The organism is Bosea sp. Tri-49 (assembly GCF_003952665.1).
Classification (GTDB): domain Bacteria; phylum Pseudomonadota; class Alphaproteobacteria; order Rhizobiales; family Beijerinckiaceae; genus Allobosea.
This window is the reverse complement of the sequence record NZ_CP017946.1, coordinates 1,053,418-1,066,991: the sequence shown is the minus strand read 5'-3', so window position 1 is coordinate 1,066,991 and position 13,574 is coordinate 1,053,418. Positions and strand designations below refer to the sequence as shown.

Sequence of the window (13,574 nt, the reverse complement as noted above, 5' to 3'; positions counted from 1 at the left end):
CACCCGCGCCCGACGCGGCAAGAGACGACCGACCGGACAAGGCGGCGTAACCAACAACGGGAGGAGAAAACGATGCTGAAGCGTTTGACGATAGCCGGCGCACTGGTGCTTGGGCTCGGCGCGGTGACGGCCTCGGCCGATCCGGCGAAGGTGATGATCCCCGCCAACCCCGGCGGCGGCTGGGACGGAGCCGGCCGCCACACCATGGCGGCTTTCGCCCAGTCGAAGGTGTTTGCGGATGGCGCATCCTTCACCAACAAGGGCGGCGCGGCCGGCACGATCGGCCTCGCCGAATTCGTCCGCACAGCCAAGGGAGACGATAACGCCCTGCTGGTGACGGGCGTCATCATGGTCGGCGGCGTCATCACCAACAAAACGCCGGTCTCGCTGGCGGATACGACGCCTCTGCTCCGGCTGACCAACGAATACAACGCCATCGCGGTGCCGGCGAACTCGCCGATCAAGACGCCGCAGGATTTCATCGCGGCGCTCAAGGCCGATCCGAGCGCGCTCTCGGTCGGCGGTGGCTCGGCCGGCGGCGCCGACCATGTCATGCTGGCGCTCCTCGCCAAGCAAGCGGGCGCGCCCGTCGCCAAGATCAACTTCGTCTCCTTCTCGGGCGGCGAGATTCTGGCGGCGCTTGGCGGCGGCAAGATCAAGGCGGCGATCTCTGGCGCCTCGGAGTTCAGGCAATTCGCCGAATCCGGGCGCATCCGGATCATCGCGGTCTCCGGCCCAACGCGTGTCGACGGCATCAATGCGCCGACGCTGAAGGAATCGGGCATTCCGGTCGAGATCGGCAACTGGCGCGGCTTCGTCGGCGCGCCGGGCATGAGCGACAGCGCCAAGAAGCTCTGGCTCGAGCGCTTCGCCAAGCTGCATGAGACGCCGGCCTGGAAGGAGACCCTGAAGACCCAGGGCTGGGAGGACGCCTATCTGCCCGGCGACAAGTTCAATGCCTTCCTCAAGGAAGAGGAGGCGAACTGGACGAACGCGCTCAAAGAGGTCGGCATCCTGAAATAGCCCTCCCGCCAGCGGCACGCGTGCCTAATCGCGTGCAGTTCGACATCCAGCTCAAGGGAGCGGACGCCATGCCGATCGCAGAAGAGGCATCGCTGCGGGAGCGCCGATCGAAGCCGTGGTGGCTTGGACTGGCGCTCGCGATCATGGGCGCGCTCTGGCTCAACGGTGCGCGTGGCATCGCCTCGACGACGAATTATATCGGTCTTGGTCCGGCGGCGATCGTGCTTGCTATCGGGCTCGGTCTCGTGGTCCTCGGGATTCTTCTCATCCTACAGGCGCTGCGTGGCGATTTCCGCGCCGTCGATGACGAGGCCGAGGCGCCGCCGTCCCGCGCCGCCTTCATGCTTGCGTTGGCGGGAGTCGCCATTCCGCTGCTGACGATGCGCTGGCTCGGCTTCCCGCTCACGGCGATGCTGGCCTTCGCCCTCGTCACCCATGGCTTCGGCTCGCGCCGAACGGCCCTCGACCTGGCGATCGGCTTTGTGCTGGGCGCTGCCGCCTGGTGCGGCTTCTCCCGTCTTGGGATCAGCCTCGGCGGCTTCCTGCCGTTGCTGGGGTGAACCGATGGAGATCCTGACCCAGCTCATCGGCGGCTTTGCCGTCGCGCTCCAGCCGATCAACCTGTTCTGGGCCTTTATCGGCTGCGCGCTCGGCACCGCGGTCGGCGTCCTGCCCGGGATCGGGCCGGCCTTGACCATCGCGCTGTTGCTGCCGGTGACGGCGCAGGTCAATCCGGCCTCCGCCTTCATCATGTTCGCCGGCATCCTCTACGGCGCGCTCTATGGGGGATCGACGACCTCGATCCTACTCAACACGCCGGGCGAGAGTGGCTCGGTGATGACCGCGATCGAAGGCAATCGCATGGCGCGCAAGGGGCGCGGCGCGGCGGCACTGGCGACGGCGGCGATCGGTTCATTCGTCGCCGGCACGGTCGGCACGCTTGCCCTCACCTTCCTCGCGCCCGCCATCGCCGAGCTCGCCTTCGTCTTCGGGCCGGAGGACTATTTCGCGCTGATGGTCCTCTCCTTCACTTCGGTCGCGGTGGTGATGGGGCGCTCGCTGGTACGCGGCTTCGCTGCGCTGTTCTTCGGCCTCGCGCTCGGGACGATCGGCATCGACACCCAGACCGGCCAGACGCGCATGGTCTTCGGCATGCTCGAACTGCTCGACGGCGTCTCCTTCACAGTCGTGCTGGTCTCGCTCTTCGCCATCGGCGAGACGCTCTATGTCGCCAGCCGCCACGCTTCGGCGCCGGCTGCGATCAACCCGCTCTCCGGCGGCCACTGGATGACGCGGCACGACTGGGCGCGCTCCTGGAAGCCCTGGCTGCGTGGCAGCGTCATCGGCTTCCCAATCGGCGCGCTCCCGGCCGGCGGCACCGAGATCCCGACCTTCCTCTCCTATGCGCTGGAACGCCGCCTGTCGAAGCATCCGGAGGAGTTCGGTCATGGCGCCATCGAAGGCGTCGCCGGGCCGGAAGCCGCCAACAACGCCGCCGCCGCCGGCATCCTCGTGCCGCTGTTGACGCTCGGCCTGCCCTCGACCGCAACGGCCGCGGTCCTGCTCGCCGCCTTCCAGAACTATGGGCTGCAGCCCGGGCCGATGCTGTTTGCGACCAATCCCGATCTGCTCTGGGGTCTGATCGCCTCGCTCTATATCGGCAACCTGATCCTGCTCATTCTCAACCTGCCGCTGGTCGGCATCTGGGTCCGGCTGCTGCTGATCCCGCGCCATTACATCTATGGCGGCATCGTCGTTTTCGCGCTGGTCGGCGTCTGGGGACTATCGACCTCGTGGATGGATCTTGCCCTGATGTGCGGCCTCGGGCTGATCGGCTATGTCGCCCGCGTCTATGATTTCCCGATCGCACCCGTGCTGATCGGCCTGATCCTCGGCCCGCAGGCCGAAATCCAGCTGCGGCGGGCGCTGGCCGTCAGCCAAGACGATTGGAGCGTGCTGGTCGGCACGCCAATCTCGGCCTCGCTGCTCGCCATTGCGGCGCTGGTCCTTGTGGTGCCGCCGCTGCTCGCCTATCGGCGCAGGCAGGCTATACCGGCCAGGGAGCAGCCCGCTTCGGCCAGCTGACCAGTCAGCGGAGCGCCACAAGCTCGGCTCAAGGAGAGGGATTGCGCCGACGCTTGGCCGGCCGAGCCGTTTCCACCGCCGCCAGGGCGGTCTGGAGCGCCATCCTGGCCGCGCGGATATGGCGCCGCATCAGGATCTCGGCGAGCTCGCCGTCACGATGGCCGATCGCTTCGGTGATCCGCAGATGCTCCTGCCAGGCTTCGCGGCCGCGGCCGGGCACCGTCGAGTGCAGCCGCCGGCACAGGCGCAGGCGCGGGTAGAACTGCTCGCAGAGCAATTCGGCGAGGATCGGGTTGCCGCTGCCCTTGGCGATCCGGCGGTGGAAGTCGGCCTCGGGCTCGTCCTGGAGATAGGCGCCCGTCGGATTGCGCTCGATCTCGCCGCGGTGCCCCTGGACCAGTGCTTCCAGCGCCGCGATCTCCTCGTCGTTCATGCTCTCGGCAGCCAGGCGGGCGGCCATGCCCTCGGTCGCCTCGCGCACATCGAGAAGCGCCAGGAATTCGGCGGCACTCGGCTCGGCGACGCGCGCGCCCTGATTGGCGATGTAGGTGACCAGGCCGCGCTCCTGCAGCCGGCGGATAGCCTCACGCACAGGTGCCCGGCTGATACCATGGCGGCGTGCGATCGCCGGTTCACTCAGCTTCTCGCCGGGCGCTATTTCGCCGGTCACGATCGCGCTGGTCAGCGCCTCGTAGAGCTTGTCGCCAATTCCGGATCTGCCGGTCGGCACCAAGTCCAAGAGTTCGGCGATGTCTGGCTTACCGGACATTGATACTGCAACCGTCATTACCCCAGAAGATCACGATTTGCGGGTGACACAAAATGCGCCCGGGTGAGGCCCTGACCGTATCGCTATCCAGGGAGATGCGCATGTGCGGTTGGGATGCTCTTTGTCACGACATAGGAATAGTACCGCTCGATCCCGATCGCCGGTTCCAAAAGCCGGTCGATCAGGCGCTGATAGCTGTCGATATCGGGCGTGACCACCCGCATGATGTAGTCGATGCCGCCGCCGGTGGCATCCAAGGCGACGATGGCCGGCTCCCTCGCCACGGCCTCCTCGAAGCGGCGGAAATCCGCCTGCTGATGGCTCTTCAGGCTGATCTCGACGATCACCGTGGTGCGCGGCGCGTCGGGTTCCAGATCGACGATCGCGGTATAGCCCTTGATCACGCCGGCCTCTTCCATGCGGCGGAGCCGCTCCCAACAGGCTGCCGGTGACAATGCGACCGTTTCAGCGAGCTTGAGCTTGGTCATGCGGCCGTCGCGCTGCAGGGCGGCGACGATCTTGAGGTCGATCGGATCGAGCTTCATCTTCGGTGGCCGTGCGTGCATAATGTCATGAACGATGCTTCCTAAGAACGAGACAATCCCATGCTTCGTCAAGCCGAACCGCCTTCGGGCAACAGGCTTTCCCCGGCCCTGGAGAAGGCCGTCGAATGGCACCCGGTCCTGACGAAGCCGAAGGGCGCGACCAAGCACGCCGCGCTGACCGAGCGCATCATCGCCGATATCGACGCCGGCATCCTGAAGCCGATGGACCGGATGCCGACCCATCGCGACCTTGCCCGCGAGCTCGGCATCTCCGTCCAGACCGTCAGCCTGAGCTACAAGGAGGCCGAGCGCCTCGGCTATCTCAGCGGCGAGGTCGGGCGCGGAACCTTCGTGAAGAGTCGCGTCACCGAGCAGGCAGGGCGGCTGATGCTCGACCGCAGCCCGACAGAGGTCGTGGATCTCTCGATCGTGCGCGGGGTCTATCTCGACGCCCATGAGACGGCCTCGCGCCAGGTTCTTGCGGCATTGGCGGAGGACGACAATGGCGCCTTCATGCGGCCTTGCCGTCCGATCGCCGGCCTCGACCGCCACCGCGAAGCGGCACGCCTCTGGCTTGGCCCGCTCGGCGTCGAAACGGCCGTCGAGCGCATCCTGATCACCAACGGCGCCGCGCATGCGCTGTTCCTGGCGCTGGCTTGCGTGGTCCGGGCTGGCGATCTCGTACTGACCGAGAACCTGACCGACCACGGCGTCATCGGCCTCGCCAACATCTTGGGCTTCAGTCTGAAGGGCCTGCCGACCGACGAGGAGGGCATTCGCCCCGATGCGTTCGAGGCCGCCTGCCGTGCCGGCGGCGTGCGGGCGCTCGTCCTGATCCCGACGCTCAACAATCCAACCAGCCATGTCGCCGGTCCTGAGCGCCGCCGTGCCATTGCCGAGATCGCGCAGCGCCATGGCGTCTTCGTCGTCGAGGACGAGGTCTATAAGCCGCTCATCCCGGAGCCGCTGCCCTCGATCACCGCGATGCTGCCCGATCTCGGCTTCTTCCTCACTAGCTTCACCAAGACGGTGCTGACCGGCCTGCGCGTCGGCTATCTGGTCGTGCCTCCCCAATATTCGATCCGCGCCGCCTCGATCCTGCGTGTGACGAGCTGGAGCGGCACCTATCTGCCGGCCGAGATCGCGACGCGCTGGGTCGAGGACGGAACGGCGCAGCGGCTGCTCGCTGTCCAGCGCGAGGAAGCGAAGGCGCGCCAGCGCATCGTCGCAGAGACGCTCGGGAGCCATGTCGCCTCGAGCCATCCGCTCTCGCTCTGCGCCTGGCTGAAGGTGCCCGCGCATTGGACCGAGGACAGCCTGGTTCGCTCACTTGCCGATCGCCGCGTAGCCGTGACGCCGTCCGATCCCTTCGTCGCCGGCCCCAGTCATGGCGGCGGCATCCGCATCTGCCTGGGCGGGCGGATGAGCCATGAGCTACTGGCCCGGACACTGACGACGACAGGCCAGACTTTCGAGCAGCTTCCGCCGGTTTTCGACATCGGCACGATCGGCTGAAAGCGGCGGGCAGGGGCCTCTGCCATGTCATTGCCGCTTACGGTGCAGGTTTCGTATAATTGGATCATGACAATATAATAATTGACATGAAATTTTCTCCCTCGCAGCATGACAAGCGAGGGAGACATGACGGTGATCAAACCGCATCTTGCCACTGCCGAAGCAGACCGATCGGCCGCGCCGCCGGCCTCCGTCGCCCTGCTCGATATCGAAGCCGCCGCGGCGCGTATCGCCGGCCGGGTGGTGCGTACGCCGCTCGTCGCCTCCCCTTCCCTCAGCCGCCTCTGCGGCCAACCCGTCCACCTCAAGCTGGAGACCCGCCAGCCGATCGGCGCCTTCAAGCTGCGCGGCGCGATGAACGCAGTGCTGGCACTGACCGAGGACCAGCGCCGGCGCGGGCTGGTGACTGCGTCCACCGGCAATCATGGCCGCGCCGTCGCCTATACCGCCCGCGAGCTCGCTCTTCGCGCAACTATCTGCATGTCGGCGCTGGTGCCGGCGAACAAGGTCGAGGCGATCCGCGCGCTGGGCGCCGAGGTCCGTATCATCGGCCGCTCGCAGGATGATGCGCAAATCGAGGTCGAGCGGCTGGTCGCCGAGCGCGGGCTCATTCAGATTCCGCCCTTCGACCACGCTGCCGTTGTCGCCGGCCAAGGCATGATCGGTCTCGAACTTGTCGAGGATCTGCCCGAGCTCGCCTGCGTGCTGATCCCGCTCTCGGGTGGAGGCCTCGCTGCCGGCATCGCCGTTGCGGTCAAGGCGCTGCGGCCTTCCACCAGGATCGTAGGCATCTCAATGGTACGCGGCGCCGCCATGGCCGCGGCGATCGCGGCCGGCCGGCCCGTCGAGGTGGTCGAAGAGGAAACGCTGGCGGACTCGCTCGGCGGCGGCATCGGTCTTTCCAACCGCGTCACCTTCGCGCTGTGCCGCGACCTCATCGACGAGGTCGTGCTCTTGAACGAGGCCGAGATCGCAGCCGGTATCCGCCACGCTGCACTTGTCGAGGATGAAGTCGTCGAGGGCGCCGGCGCAGTCGGCATCGCCGCTCTGCTCGCCGGCAAGGTCAGACCTCAACGCCCGACGGCGCTGATCGTCTCCGGCCGCAATATCGACGAGGCCGTGCACCGGCGCATCGTCTCCGGGGCCGCCGCATGAGCCGAATGCTCGTCCTCACCGAAGCGGAGCTCCGCCGCATCGTCAGGCTCGATCTGAGCGCGATCGCCTGTGTCGAGGAGGCCTTCGCGGCGCTCGCGACCAAGGCCGTCGCCATGCCGCCAATCCTGCGGCTCGACATCCCCGAGCACCGCGGCGAGGTCGATGTGAAGACGGCCTATGTGCCGGGCCTCGACGGCTTCGCCATCAAGGTCAGCCCCGGCTTTTTCGATAATCCCAAGCTCGGCCTGCCCAGTTTGAACGGGCTGATGATCCTGTTCAGCGCCAGGACCGGGCTCGTCGAGGCGCTGCTCCTGGACAATGGCTATCTCACCGATGTCAGGACGGCTGCGGCCGGAGCGGTCGCAGCGCGGCAGCTCTCCCGGCCGGATGCGACCGTCGCCGCCATTTTCGGCGCCGGCATGCAGGCGAGGCTTCAGCTTGAAGCGCTGGCGCTGGTGCGGCCGATCCGCGAGGCGCGGATCTGGGCTCGTGACACGCAAAAGGCTGGCAAAGTCGCAAGCGACCTCTCTCGGAAGCTCGGCTTTCCCGCCACCGCGATCTCTGATCCTCAGGCGGCCGTACGAGGGGCGGATGTCATCGTCACCACCACGCCCGCCGAACAGCCGATCCTGATGGCGGACTGGCTCGAACCCGGCCAGCACATCACCGCGATGGGCTCCGACAGCGAGCACAAGAACGAGATCGACCCGGCCGCCCTCGCCCGGGCCACCTATGTCGCCGACCGCCTCAGCCAAACGCGCCGCCTCGGCGAACTCGCCTCAGCGATCCGTACCGGCCTCGCCACGGTCGACCAGCCGTTCGCCGAATTGGGCGAGGTCATCGCCGGCAAGCGGCCGGGCCGGACGCGTGCCGACGAGATCACCCTGGCGGACCTGACCGGCACCGGTGTGCAGGACACCGCAATCGCCAATCTCGCCGCCTCCCGCGCCCGCAATGCCGGTGCGGGGCAAACCATCGACACCAAAGCCGAAGCGGGAGACGCCGCGTGACCGTGACCCTGAATTTCACGCGCGAGGAATATGCCGAGCGCCTCGCCAAGACCCGCGCCGCCATGGAGCGGGCCGGCGTCGGGCTGATGGTCGTCACCGACCCGTCGAACATGCATTGGCTCACCGGCTATGACGGCTGGTCGTTCTACGTCCATCAATGCGTGCTGGTGCCGCCGACCGGGGAGCCAATCTGGTACGGCCGCAAGCAGGATGCGAACGGCGCCAAGCGCACCGCCTATCTCGGCCACGACAACATCATCGGCTATCCCGACCACTATGTTCAGTCGACCGAGCGCCATCCGATGGACCTGCTGGCGCAGATCATCGCCGAGCGCGGCTGGGGCACGCTCCCGATAGCTGTCGAGATGGACAATTACTACTTCTCGGCGGCGGCCTTCGCCTCGCTGCAGACGCATCTGCCCAATGCCCGCTTCAAGGATGCCGGCGGGCTGGTGAACTGGCAGCGCGCGGTCAAGAGTGGGACCGAGCTCGACTACATGCGCAAGGCCGGCCGCATCGTCGAATTGATGCACCAGCGCATCGTCGAGGTCGCTCGCCCCGGCATGCGCAAATGCGACCTCGTCGCCGAGATCTACGATGCCGGCATCCGCGGCACGCCCGAATTCGGCGGCGACTATCCGGCGATCGTCCCGCTGCTGCCCTCGGGCGCCGATGCCTCCGCCCCGCATTTGACCTGGGACGACAAGCCGATGCGATCAGGCGAAGGCACCTTCTTCGAGATCGCCGGCGCCTATAAGCGCTACCACTGCCCGCTCTCGCGCACCGTCTTCCTGGGCAAGCCGACGCAGGCCTTCCTCGACGCCGAGAAGGCGACGCTCGAAGGCATGGAAGCCGGCCTCGCCGCGGCAAAGCCCGGCAACACCTGCGAGGACATCGCCAATGCCTTCTTTGCGGTGCTGAAGCGCTACGGCATCATCAAGGACAACCGCACCGGCTACCCGATCGGCCTATCCTATCCGCCCGATTGGGGCGAGCGCACCATGAGCCTGCGGCCCGGCGATCGGACCGAGCTCAAGCCCGGCATGACCTTCCATTTCATGACCGGCCTCTGGCTCGAGAATATGGGCCTCGAGATCACCGAAAGCATCGCGATCACTGAGACCGGCGTCGAATGCCTGTCGAACGTGCCGCGCCAGCTCTTCGTCAAGGATTGACGCGATGCTGACCGCCTCGCCCCATCCCTCGCCGGTGACGCCAACGATCGACCTGTCGGCGCAGGGCGTCCAGCATGGCCACTTACGCCTGCCCTATAGCCGCGACGACAGCGCCTGGGGCTCGGTGATGATCCCGATCTGCGTCGTCGCGAACGGGGACGGCCCGACCGCGCTTCTGACCGGCGCCAACCATGGCGACGAATACGAAGGGCCGGCAGCGCTGTTCGAACTGGCGCGCACGCTCGATCCGGCTGAGGTTTCGGGCCGGGTGATCATCGTGCCGGCGCTGAACTATCCCGCCTTCCGGGCCGGGACGCGGACTTCGCCGATAGACAAGGGCAATCTCAACCGCAGCTTTCCCGGCCGGCCGGATGGCAGCGTCACCGAGAAGATCGCCGACTACGTCACGCGCCATCTCGTGCCGCTCGCCGATATCGTGCTCGACTTCCATTCCGGCGGAAAGACGCTCGACTTCCTGCCTTATGCCGCCGCGCACGAGCTGCCGGACAAGGCGCAGGAGGCGCGCTGCTTTGCAGCGGTCGCCGCCTTCTCCGCGCCCTACGCGATGAAGATGCTGGAGATCGACGCCGTCGGCATGCTCGACACCACCGTCGAGGAGATGGGCAAGGTCTTCGTCACGACCGAGCTCGGTGGCGCCGGCACGGCAAGCGCGCGCAGCATCGGCATCGCCAGGCGCGGCGCCGGCAACCTGCTCAGGCATGCCGGCATCCTCGCGGGAACGCCCGAGACGACACCGACCCGCTGGCTCGACATGCCCTCAGGCGACTGCTTCACCTTCGCCCAGGACGACGGGCTGATCGTCTTCGAGCGCGACCTCGGCGAGCCCGTGCGTGCCGGCGAAGTCATCGCCCGGGTCTATCCCGTCGGAAAGACCGGGCTCGCCCCGGCCGAGTACCAGGCCGCCATGGACGGCCTCCTCGCCGCTCGCCACGTCCCCGGGCTGATCAAGGCAGGCGACTGCCTCTCGGTGCTCGCCGTGCTGACGGAGGCACCCTGACCCGTTCGGCCGGGCGACCGGCCCAAGCCAAACCGCCAGCGCGAAGACGCCAGAGAAGCCGAAGCAATCGGCATGCGGAGAAACATCAACCAGAGGAGAATGCAGATGCCGTTTCTAAAGATTTCGGGAATCTCCGCCGTAGCTCTCGCCACCGGCCTTGCCGCCGCCGGCGCGACCACACTCAAGGACGTCAAGGATCAAGGTTATATCCGCGTCGCGACCGCCAATGAGGTGCCCTATTCCTACATGAAGGATGACGGCACCTCGGCCGGCATCGGCCCGGACGTCGCCAATGCCGTGCTGAAGAAGCTCGGCGTCGCCGAGGCCAACTGGTCGGTGACGCCGTTCGGCACGCTGATCCCCGGCCTCAAGGCCAAGCGCTTCGACTTCGTCGCGGCCGAGCAGAACATCTCGCCCGAGCGCTGCAAGCAGGTCTCCTTCAGCGAGCCGAACTCCTCCTATGGCGAGGGCCTTCTGGTGAAGAAGGGCAACCCGAAGAAGCTGACGACCTATGCCGACATCGCCAAGGACCCGTCGCTCAAGGTCGCGGTCGTCTCCGGCGCGAACAATATCGACTTCCTGCGCGCCGTCGGCGTCAAGGACAGCCAGGTGATCTTCATCACCGCCAATGCCGACGCGCTCGCCACCGTCCAGAGCCGCGCTGACGCCTATGCCGCGACCGAGCTCACCGTCGCCTCGCTCGCCAAGGGCCAGGCCAATGTCGAGCAGGTCGCGCCCTTCACCGACCCGGTCGTCAATGGCAAACCGGTCCGCAATTTCGGCGGCTTCGCCTTCCGGCCGGAGGACAAGGAACTGCGCGACGCCTTCAACGCCGCGCTCGTCGAGTTCCGCAAGAGCGACGATTACAAGAAGATCCTCGGCACCTACGGCCTCTCGGACGCCAGCATCAAGGCGGCGGCGGATCGCAAGGTCGAGGATCTCTGCGCCGGCAAATAAGTTCCTGACAGACATCGCTCTGCCCGCCCCAGCGGGCAGAGTTCCACGCCTGTTCAACCTCGTCGCGGAGCCTGCCGGATGGAGTGGCTGTCCTATCTGCCCGCCTTGTCGCGCGGCGCGCTGATCACCGCCGGGATCACTTTGTCGGCGATCGCGATCGGCGCCGTCGCCGCCTTCGCGGCCGGCATTGCCCGCGTCGAGGGCGGGCGCGTGCTCTCGCTGGTCGCGCTCTGTTACACCGAGCTCTTCCGCGGGACGTCGCTGCTCGTCCAGCTGTTCTGGTTCTACTACGCCCTGCCGCTCGTCGGGATCAGCTTCGAGCCGGTCGCCACCGGCATCCTGGTGCTCTCGCTGCATGTCGGCGCCTATGGCTCCGAGATCGTCCGCGGCGCGCTGCAATCGGTCTCCGTCCAGCAGCACGAGGCGGCGCGGGCGCTGAATTTCGGCCGCGCCCAGACGCTTCTCCATATCACCCTGCCGCAGGCCCTGGTCGAGATGATGCCGGCCTTCGGCAATCTCGCCATCGAGACCCTGAAGCTGTCCTCGCTGGTCTCGCTGATCTCGATCGCCGACCTGACCTTCCGGGCGCAGTCGATCCGCAACCTCACCCTCGACAGCGCCGGCGTCTACAGCCTGACGCTGGTCGGCTACTTCGCGATGTCGCTGGTGCTGATGCTGATCATGCGGCTGATCGAGCGCTGGGTCCGGCGCGGCGCCGCCTTCCCGCGCGCAGCGCATTCGTGAGGGGCCGGCCATGATGTACGGCTTCGAATGGGACACGACGACGCCGCTCACCTACGCGTCCTCGATCCTGCCGATCATCCTGATCGGCCTCACCGTGACACTGCAGGCAGCCGCGGCCGGCTTTGCGATCGCGCTGGTGCTCGGCCTCGTCTTCGCGCTACTGCGCCGCAGCCGGTACACGACCGTGTCCTGGACGACGGCGATCGTCGTCGAGTTCCTCCGCGATACCCCGCTGCTGGTGCAGCTCTTCTTCCTCTATTATGTGCTGCCGGAGTACGGCATCACGCTGCCGGCCTTCCTGACCGGGGCGCTCGCGCTCGGGCTGCAATATTCGGCCTACACCTCGGAGGTCTACCGCGGCGGCATCGAGGCCCTGCCGCGCGGGCAATGGGAGGCGGCGACCGCGCTGAATCTCTCCCGGTTGCAGACCTATCGCGACATCGTCGTGCCGCAGATCGTGCCGCGCATCCTGCCGGCGATGGGCAATTATCTCGTAGCCATGATCAAGGAGACGCCGGTGCTCTCCGTCGTCACCGTGCTCGAGATGATGGGGCTCGCCAACATGATTGGCGAGCGCACCTTCGAGTATCTCGTGCCGCTGACCTTGGTCGGCCTGATCTTCCTCCTCCTCACGCTGATCTGCTCGGCCGGCCTGCATCGGCTGCAGAAGGCGCTGCCGAAAGCAGGGATCCCGCTGCGATGACCGAGACCTCCCAGGCCCCCATCATCGAGTTCGCCGGCGTGACCAAGCGCTTCGGCGCACTGACCGTGCTCGACGACTTCAACTTCAGCGTCGCCCGCGGCGAGAAGGTCACGTTGATCGGCCCGTCCGGCTCCGGCAAGTCGACGGTGCTCCGCATCCTGATGACGCTGGAGCCCTTCCAGGAGGGGCGGCTGACGCTCGCCGGCATGCCCTATCACGAGCCGAATGCCGGCGGGCCGTTCAAGGCCTCGGATAGCCACCTGCGCCAGATCCGCAGCCATGTCGGCATGGTCTTCCAGAGCTTCAACCTGTTCCCGCACATGACCGTGCTGCGCAATGTCGTCGAGGCGCCGCTGCGCGTGCTCGGCCTGCCGCGCGGCGAGGCCGAATGCCGGGCGGTCGACCTGCTCGCCATGGTCGGGCTCGCCGACAAGAAGGATCACTATCCGGCCCAGCTCTCTGGTGGCCAGCAGCAGCGCGTCGCGATCGCCCGGGCGCTCGCCATGCGCCCGCGCGTGCTGCTCTTCGACGAGCCGACTTCGGCGCTCGACCCGCAGCTCGTCGGCGAGGTGCTTTCGGTCATCCGCGGCCTCGCCAGCGAGCATGACCTCACCATGCTGCTCGTCACCCACGAGATGCGCTTCGCCCGCGAAGTCTCCGACCGGGTCTGCTTCTTCGACAAGGGCCGCATCTGCGAGCAGGGTGAGCCGGAGCGCATCTTCAGCGCGCCGGAGCAGCCGCGCACCCGCGAATTCCTGGCCTCGGTGCTGGGCTGAAGTCGCGCCGAGATTCTATCGGCGCCGCCCCGAACTTCCGAGATTGTCTCGGTGAGCAGCCGGCACTTCGAAAACTGTCTCGCCAGCCTTCCGCCTAGC

At 67.0% G+C, this 13,574-nt stretch carries 14 protein-coding genes; 12 read left to right on the top strand and 2 right to left on the bottom strand.

The annotated features are described in order from the left end of the window. Positions 1-72: 72 nt before the first annotated feature. From BLM15_RS05315 to BLM15_RS05305, 3 genes are all read left to right on the top strand, one after another. Positions 73-1,023 carry a Bug family tripartite tricarboxylate transporter substrate binding protein gene (locus tag BLM15_RS05315; RefSeq protein ID WP_126111042.1) on the top strand — a complete coding sequence of 317 codons (951 nt, stop codon included), beginning with the start codon at positions 73-75 and terminating at the stop codon, positions 1,021-1,023. A gap of 68 nt (positions 1,024-1,091) precedes the next feature. Continuing rightward, entirely contained in the window at positions 1,092-1,583 is a 492-nt protein-coding gene (locus tag BLM15_RS05310) for a tripartite tricarboxylate transporter TctB family protein (RefSeq protein WP_126111040.1), read from the top strand. Positions 1,584-1,587: 4 nt separating this feature from the next. After that, positions 1,588-3,108 (top strand): tripartite tricarboxylate transporter permease, encoded by a 1,521-nt coding sequence (locus tag BLM15_RS05305; protein ID WP_126111039.1) that lies wholly within the window; start codon positions 1,588-1,590, stop codon positions 3,106-3,108. Between the two features lie 28 nt (positions 3,109-3,136). Here BLM15_RS05305 and BLM15_RS05300 read toward each other — a convergent pair whose 3' ends face one another. Next, positions 3,137-3,877: a GntR family transcriptional regulator gene (locus tag BLM15_RS05300; protein WP_126111038.1), complete on the bottom strand. Its 741-nt coding sequence runs from the start codon at positions 3,875-3,877 to the stop codon at positions 3,137-3,139. Between the two features lie 83 nt (positions 3,878-3,960). Beyond that, positions 3,961-4,422, bottom strand: coding sequence for an Lrp/AsnC family transcriptional regulator (locus tag BLM15_RS05295; protein ID WP_126111037.1), 462 nt, complete (start codon positions 4,420-4,422; stop codon positions 3,961-3,963). Positions 4,423-4,482: 60 nt separating this feature from the next. Here BLM15_RS05295 and ehuR point away from each other — a divergent pair, with 60 nt between their 5' ends. The 9 genes from ehuR to ehuA all read left to right on the top strand — a co-directional run bounded on the left by ehuR (position 4,483) and on the right by ehuA (position 13,475). Then, on the top strand, positions 4,483-5,937 hold the full coding sequence (gene ehuR, locus BLM15_RS05290) for a MocR-like ectoine utilization transcription factor EhuR (RefSeq protein ID WP_126111036.1): 1,455 nt from the start codon (positions 4,483-4,485) through the stop codon (positions 5,935-5,937). Positions 5,938-6,063: 126 nt separating this feature from the next. Then, entirely contained in the window at positions 6,064-7,092 is a 1,029-nt protein-coding gene (gene eutB, locus BLM15_RS05285; RefSeq protein ID WP_126111035.1) for a hydroxyectoine utilization dehydratase EutB, read from the top strand. Next, positions 7,089-8,102 (top strand): ectoine utilization protein EutC, encoded by a 1,014-nt coding sequence (gene eutC / locus BLM15_RS05280; protein ID WP_126111034.1) that lies wholly within the window; start codon positions 7,089-7,091, stop codon positions 8,100-8,102. Before eutB ends, eutC begins: the two co-directional genes overlap by 4 nt. Continuing rightward, complete coding sequence (doeA, locus tag BLM15_RS05275; protein WP_126111033.1) at positions 8,099-9,277, top strand: ectoine hydrolase DoeA; 1,179 nt, start codon at positions 8,099-8,101, stop codon at positions 9,275-9,277. The genes eutC and doeA overlap by 4 nt, the downstream gene beginning before the upstream one ends. A 4-nt stretch (positions 9,278-9,281) precedes the next feature. Then, positions 9,282-10,295, top strand: a complete 1,014-nt coding sequence (gene doeB / locus BLM15_RS05270; RefSeq protein ID WP_126111032.1) for a N(2)-acetyl-L-2,4-diaminobutanoate deacetylase DoeB — start codon at positions 9,282-9,284, stop codon at positions 10,293-10,295. Between the two features lie 105 nt (positions 10,296-10,400). Continuing rightward, a complete protein-coding gene (gene ehuB, locus BLM15_RS05265; RefSeq protein WP_126111030.1) occupies positions 10,401-11,252 on the top strand; it encodes an ectoine/hydroxyectoine ABC transporter substrate-binding protein EhuB in 852 nt (283 codons plus the stop codon). A gap of 78 nt (positions 11,253-11,330) precedes the next feature. After that, a complete protein-coding gene (ehuC, locus tag BLM15_RS05260) occupies positions 11,331-11,996 on the top strand; it encodes an ectoine/hydroxyectoine ABC transporter permease subunit EhuC (RefSeq protein ID WP_126111028.1) in 666 nt (221 codons plus the stop codon). Positions 11,997-12,006: 10 nt separating this feature from the next. Beyond that, entirely contained in the window at positions 12,007-12,699 is a 693-nt protein-coding gene (gene ehuD, locus BLM15_RS05255) for an ectoine/hydroxyectoine ABC transporter permease subunit EhuD (RefSeq protein ID WP_126111026.1), read from the top strand. Next, the gene (gene ehuA / locus BLM15_RS05250) at positions 12,696-13,475 is read left to right on the top strand and encodes an ectoine/hydroxyectoine ABC transporter ATP-binding protein EhuA (RefSeq protein ID WP_126111024.1); all 780 of its coding nucleotides are present in this window, start codon (positions 12,696-12,698) and stop codon (positions 13,473-13,475) included. Before ehuD ends, ehuA begins: the two co-directional genes overlap by 4 nt. Positions 13,476-13,574 lie beyond the last annotated feature (99 nt).

Bases quoted from the DNA above. Each gene is read 5' to 3' on its own strand.
- ehuD (WP_126111026.1), top strand. From the start codon at position 12,007: ATGATGTACGGCTTCGAATGGGACACGACGACGCCGCTCACCTACGCG.
- BLM15_RS05315 (WP_126111042.1), top strand. From the start codon at position 73: ATGCTGAAGCGTTTGACGATAGCCGGCGCACTGGTGCTTGGGCTCGGC.
- ehuC (WP_126111028.1), top strand. From the start codon at position 11,331: ATGGAGTGGCTGTCCTATCTGCCCGCCTTGTCGCGCGGCGCGCTGATC.
- BLM15_RS05295 (WP_126111037.1), bottom strand. From the start codon at position 4,422: ATGAAGCTCGATCCGATCGACCTCAAGATCGTCGCCGCCCTGCAGCGC.
- BLM15_RS05300 (WP_126111038.1), bottom strand. From the start codon at position 3,877: ATGTCCGGTAAGCCAGACATCGCCGAACTCTTGGACTTGGTGCCGACC.
- eutC (WP_126111034.1), top strand. From the start codon at position 7,089: ATGAGCCGAATGCTCGTCCTCACCGAAGCGGAGCTCCGCCGCATCGTC.
- doeB (WP_126111032.1), top strand. From the start codon at position 9,282: ATGCTGACCGCCTCGCCCCATCCCTCGCCGGTGACGCCAACGATCGAC.
- eutB (WP_126111035.1), top strand. From the start codon at position 6,064: ATGACGGTGATCAAACCGCATCTTGCCACTGCCGAAGCAGACCGATCG.
- BLM15_RS05305 (WP_126111039.1), top strand. From the start codon at position 1,588: ATGGAGATCCTGACCCAGCTCATCGGCGGCTTTGCCGTCGCGCTCCAG.
- ehuR (WP_126111036.1), top strand. From the start codon at position 4,483: ATGCTTCGTCAAGCCGAACCGCCTTCGGGCAACAGGCTTTCCCCGGCC.
- ehuB (WP_126111030.1), top strand. From the start codon at position 10,401: ATGCCGTTTCTAAAGATTTCGGGAATCTCCGCCGTAGCTCTCGCCACC.
- ehuA (WP_126111024.1), top strand. From the start codon at position 12,696: ATGACCGAGACCTCCCAGGCCCCCATCATCGAGTTCGCCGGCGTGACC.
- BLM15_RS05310 (WP_126111040.1), top strand. From the start codon at position 1,092: ATGCCGATCGCAGAAGAGGCATCGCTGCGGGAGCGCCGATCGAAGCCG.